This is a genomic window from Nonomuraea sp. SBT364 (assembly GCF_001083785.1).
Classification (GTDB): Bacteria; Actinomycetota; Actinomycetes; order Streptosporangiales; family Streptosporangiaceae; genus Nonomuraea.
In genome coordinates this window covers 1-5,357 of the sequence record NZ_LAVL01000292.1, presented here as the reverse complement: position 1 = coordinate 5,357, position 5,357 = coordinate 1, and the positions used below count along the sequence as shown (strand labels likewise).

The following is a 5,357-nucleotide window of genomic DNA, read 5'->3' as shown; positions in this document are numbered from 1 at the left end:
GGGAATGAGTATAAGAGACAGGGGTGTAGCCGGTGGGGCGGGTGGTGAAGGTGCCGCGGCCCTGGGTGCGGCTGCGGAGCCGGGTGGCGTAGCCGAACAGCTCCGCCAGCGGGACGGTGGCGGTGATGACCGCCGTGCCGCCCCGCGTCACCGACCCGGTGACGCGCCCGCGCCCGGCCGCCACGTCGCCGAGGACGCCGCCGACCGCGTCGTCCGGCACGGTGGCGGTGACCTCGGCGACCGGTTCCAGCAGCACCATCGCGCAGGCGCGCAGGGCTTGCCTGAGCGCCAGCCACCCGGCGGTGCGAAAGGCCGCCTCGGAGGAGTCCTTCACGTGCGTCGCCCCGTCGGTGAGCGTCACGCGCAGCCCGGTGACGGGGTGCCCGCCGAGCGGCCCGGCGGCGAGCGCGTCGCGGCAACCGGCCTCGACCGCGCGGACGTACTCGCGCGGCACCCGCCCGCCGGTGACGGTGGAGCGGAACTCGAAGCCGGCATCCACGTCGAGCGGCTCCACGTCGAGCTGGACGTGCGCGTACTGCCCGGCGCCGCCGTCCTGCTTGACGTGCCGGTACAGCAGGCCGGACACGCCACGCGCGACCGTCTCGCGGTGGGCGACGCGGGGCCGCCCGGCGCCGACCTCCAGCCCTCGGTCGCGGCGGATCTTCTCCACCGCGACCTCCAGGTGCAGCTCCCCCATGCCGGACAGCACGGTCTGGCCCGTCTCCGGGTCGGTCCGTACGGACAGCGAGGGGTCCTCCTCGGCGAGCCGCGCCAGGGCGGCGGCCAGCCGGTCGGCGTCGGCGCCGCGCCGGGCCTCGATCGCCATGGAGACGACGGGCTCGGCGGGCACGGGCGGTTCGAGGACCAGCGGCGCGTCCGGCGCGCACAGCGTGGCGCCGGGGCGGGCGGTCTTCAGCCCGGTGACGGCCACGATGTCGCCCGCCACGGCGCGGTCGACCTCGGTGTGCCGGTCGGCGCGCATGCGCAGGATCCGGCCGGCGCGCTCGACGCGCCCGGTGCCCGCGTCCAGCACGGTGTCCCCCTTCCTCAGTGTCCCCGCGTACAGGCGCAGGTAGGTCAGCCGCCCGGTGGCGGCCGAGTGGACCTTGAACGCCAGCGCGGCCAGCGGCTGCGCCGGGTCGGGGGCCCGGTCCGGGACGGCCGGGACGTCCAGCGGCGACGGCAGGTAGGCGACGACGGCGTCGAGCAGCGGCTCGATCCCGCGGTTGCGGTAGGCGGAGCCGCACAGCACGACGACGGCCCGGCCGTCGAGTGTCAGGTCGCGCAGCGCCGCCCGCAGCGTCGCCTCGCCGATCGACGGCCCCGCGCAGTATTCCTCCAGCGCGGCCGGGTGCAGCTCGGCGACGGCTTCCTCCAGGAGCCTGCGCCGCCGCCGCGCCTCGTCCAGCAGGCCCGCCGGGACGGGACGTTCCTCGTAGGCGCCGTCCCAGACCAGCGCCCGCATGCGCAGCAGGTCCACGACGCCGGTGAAGCCGTCCTCCCGCCCGATGGGCAGCTGGACGGCCAGCGGCGTGGTGTGCAGGCGGTCGCGGATGGCGGCGACGGCGGCGTCGAGGTCGGCGCCGGCCCGGTCGAGCTTGTTGACGAAGGCGATGCGGGGCACGCCGTGGTGGTCGGCGCGCCGCCAGACGGCCTCGCTCTGCGGTTCGACGCCGGCGACTCCGTCGAACACCGCGACGGCGCCGTCGAGCACCCGCAGCGAGCGTTCGACCTCGTCGGCGAAGTCGACGTGGCCGGGGGTGTCGATGAGGTTGACGCGGTGGCCGTCCCAGGAGCAGGTCACGGCGGCGGCGAAGATGGTGATGCCGCGTTCGCGTTCCTGGGCGTCGTAGTCGGTGACGGTCGTCCCGTCGTGCACCTCGCCGCGCCTGTGGGTGGCGCCGGTGGCGTACAGGACGCGTTCGGTGATGGTGGTCTTGCCGGCGTCGACGTGGGCGAGGATGCCCAGGTTGCGGACGACGTTCAGCTGGTCGATGGCACGCACGGTCCGTGGCCCTTTCGGGGTGTTTCCGGATCAGGACGGCGCGATTCGCCGGCGAGCCCCGGTTCGGGGGCTCGCCGGGGATGTCCGGCGCCTGCCGCGCAGCGGGCGCCGGGCGGGCGGGGACACCAGGATCACCTCGTACCGCGACAGGGGGACGGCCGGGGCGGCGCTGCGGCGCACGGCGGGCTCCCCTCACTGGTCACGGTGGTCGTGGCCGACTTTACAGAGATCGGTACGGGACGGGCATCCGATTTAGCTCGGTGGCCATATCCACAAAACTAACCACATGGTAGGTTTTGTCGCGGGCCGTGCCCCAGACTGCAGAAAGGCCGGTTCGTGACCGAACCCACCCGTCGCCGGGGGACCAAGGGCGAGCGCACCCGCTCACGCATCCTGGACTCCGCCATGGAGCTGTTCTCCCGCTCCGGCTTCCACGCCGTGTCGCTGCGCGACATCGCCGCGCACGCCGGGCTCACGCACGCCGGGCTGCTGCACCACTTCCCCGGCAAGGACGCGCTGCTCATCGAGGTGCTCAAGCGCCGCGAGGTGCTCACCGCCGAGATCGTCTCGGCGTACGACTCCAGCGCGGAGCCGGCGGAGGTCATCAGGCGGCACGTCGACCAGCTCGCCCGCAACATGCGGACGCCGGGGCTGGTCGGGCTGTTCGTGAAGGTCTCGGCGGAGGCCACCGCCCCCGGCCATCCAGCCCACACCTACTTCGTCGAGCGCTACCGCCGCCTGCGCAAGGGCACCGCGCGGGTGCTCGGCGAGCTGTTCGCGCAGGCCACGCCGCCACTGAAGCACGACCCCGACGCCGTCGCCGGGCAGCTCATCGCGGTGGTCGACGGCCTGCAGACGCAGTGGCTGCTCGATCCGGACCGGGTCGACATGCACGCCTCGGTCCTCGCGTTCCTCACCGAGCTGGGATTGGACATCAGATGAAGGATTTGACCCTCGCCGAGAAGGCCTCGCTCACCTCCGGGAGCGACACCTGGCACACCACCGCCGTCCGCGACGTCGTCCGCGCCCTGACCCTGTCCGACGGGCCGCACGGCCTGCGGCGGCAGGACGAGAGCGCCGGCGACGCGCTCGGGCTGACCAGGAGCCTGCCGGCCACCTGCTACCCGCCGGCCGTGGGGCTGGGCTCGTCCTGGGACCCGGAGCTGGCGTGGCTGGTCGGCACGGCGCTGGCCCGCGAGGCCCGCGCGCAGGGCGTGGACGTGGTGCTGGGCCCCGGCGTCAACATCAAGCGGTCGCCGCTGTGCGGGCGCAACTTCGAGTACTTCTCCGAGGACCCGCACCTGTCCGGGGTGATGGGCGCGGCGCTGGTGGGCGGCATCCAGGTGCTGGGCATAGGCGCGTGCGTCAAGCACTTCGCGGTCAACAACCAGGAGACCGACCGGATGCGCGTCAGCGCCGACGTGGACGAGCGGACGCTGCGCGAGATCTACCTGTCCGCCTTCGAGCACATCGTCCGCGAGGCGCGGCCGTACATGGTGATGTGCTCCTACAACAAGATCAACGGCGTGTACGCCAGCGAGAACCGGTGGCTGCTGACCGAGGTGCTGCGGGAGGAGTGGGGCTTCGACGGGCTCGTCGTGTCCGACTGGGGCGCGGTGAACGACCGCGTGGCGGCGCTGGCGGCCGGGCTCGATCTGGAGATGCCGCCGACGGGCACCGACGCGGAGATCGCCGGCGCGGTACGTGACGGCCGGCTGCCGGAGGAGGTGCTGGACCGGACGGTCGAGCGCCTGCTGCGGCTGGCCGGGCGCGTCGGGATCGAGGTTCCCGGCGAGGAGCCGGGCTGGGACGCCGAGGCCCACCACGAGATCGCCCGGATGGCGGCCCACGCGTCCGCCGTGCTGCTGAAGAACGACGGCGGCGTGCTGCCGATCGCGCCCGGCCACCGGGTGGCCGTGATCGGCGAGCTCGCCCGCACCCCCCGCTACCAGGGGCACGGCAGCTCGCACGTGGTGCCGACCCGGCTGGACTCGGCCTGGGAGTCGCTGGCGGCCGCCCTGGACGGCCCGGTGTTCGCGGCGGGCTACCGGCTCGACGGGCAGGCCGACGCCGGCCTCGAACGGGAGGCCGTGACGGCGGCGGCCGGGGCGGACGTGGCGGTGGTGTTCCTCGGGCTGCCCGACTCCGCCGAGTCGGAGGGCTTCGACCGCACCACCATCGACCTGCCGGGCAACCAGACCGCCCTGCTTCACGAGGTGGCCGCGACGGGCGTGGACGTGGTCGTGGTGCTGTCCAACGGCGGCGTCGTGTCGGTCTCCGGCTGGCAGGAGTCGGCCTCGGCGATCCTGGAGGGCTGGCTGCTCGGCCAGGCGGGCGGCTCGGCCCTGGCCGACCTGCTGCTCGGCGTGCACAGCCCGTCGGGCCGGCTCACCGAGACGATCCCGCACCGGCTCGCCGACGTGCCCTCGCACCTGCACTTCCCGGGCGGCGACGGGCACGTGGTGTACGGCGAGGGCCGCTATGTCGGCTACCGCCACTACGACACCCTGGACGTGGACGTCGCCTACCCCTTCGGCCACGGCCTTTCGTACACCACGTTCGCCTACTCCGGCCTGGAGGTCCAGGAGACGGGCGCGAACGAGTGGCGGGTCGAGCTGACCGTCACCAACACCGGCGGCCGGTTCGCGCACGAGGTCGTCCAGCTGTACGTGGCCTTCGACGAGGAGCGGCCCTCCCGGCCCCGGCACGAGCTGCGCGGCTTCGCCAAGGTCGGCCTGGAGCCGGGGGCGAGCGAGCGCGTCGCGTTCACGCTGACCGGCCGGGACGTGGCGTGGTGGTCGGCGTCGCGGGGCGGCTGGCGGATCGACCCCGGCGCGTTCACGGCCGAGATCGGCGCCTCCTCCCGCGACATCCGGCTGCGCGCGGAGCTCAGCACGCCGGGCGACGGCCACGCGGCGCCGCTGACCCGGATGTCGACGCTCGGCGAGTGGCTGGACCACCCGGTGGGGAGCCGGGTGCTGAAGGAGGCGTTCGGCGGCGCCGCGCTCGACGGGTTCAGCCCCGCGCTGCTGGGCCTGGCCAGGGGGATCCCGCTGGCCAAGTTCAGCACGTTCGGCATCGGGCTGACCGCCGAGGTGGTCGACCGGCTCGTCGCCGAGGCCGCCGGCACGCCCGGCTGAGCGAGCGCCGTCGCGGCCCCGGTCACCGCCCGGAGGCGGAACCTACCGGGCGGTCGGTTGTTGTGTGTCAGAGTATGTCGACGCACAACTCCCGGAGGTCATCTTGCGCTTACCCCTCCTCCTGAGCATCGCCGTGTCCGCCGCGCTCCTCGTCCCGCCGGGCACGCCGGTGGTGGTGGCGCGCAGGGTCGCGGACTGCTCGGTGCCGGCCG

General features: G+C 74.2%; 3 protein-coding genes. 2 read left to right on the top strand and 1 reads right to left on the bottom strand.

Translation table 11 applies throughout. The annotated features are described in order from the left end of the window. Positions 1–2,005, bottom strand: a 2,005-nt coding sequence (gene fusA / locus ADY59_RS46405; RefSeq protein WP_049577489.1) for an elongation factor G, incomplete at its 3' end; no start/stop codon positions are given. A gap of 336 nt (positions 2,006–2,341) precedes the next feature. Here fusA and ADY59_RS46400 point away from each other — a divergent pair. Both ADY59_RS46400 and ADY59_RS46395 read left to right on the top strand, forming a co-directional pair. Next, positions 2,342–2,947: a TetR/AcrR family transcriptional regulator gene (locus ADY59_RS46400; RefSeq protein WP_049577488.1), complete on the top strand. Its 606-nt coding sequence runs from the start codon at positions 2,342–2,344 to the stop codon at positions 2,945–2,947. Next, complete coding sequence (locus ADY59_RS46395; RefSeq protein ID WP_049577486.1) at positions 2,944–5,145, top strand: glycoside hydrolase family 3 C-terminal domain-containing protein; 2,202 nt, start codon at positions 2,944–2,946, stop codon at positions 5,143–5,145. Before ADY59_RS46400 ends, ADY59_RS46395 begins: the two co-directional genes overlap by 4 nt. Positions 5,146–5,357 lie beyond the last annotated feature (212 nt).

Bases quoted from the DNA above. Each gene is read 5' to 3' on its own strand.
- ADY59_RS46395 (WP_049577486.1), top strand. From the start codon at position 2,944: ATGAAGGATTTGACCCTCGCCGAGAAGGCCTCGCTCACCTCCGGGAGC.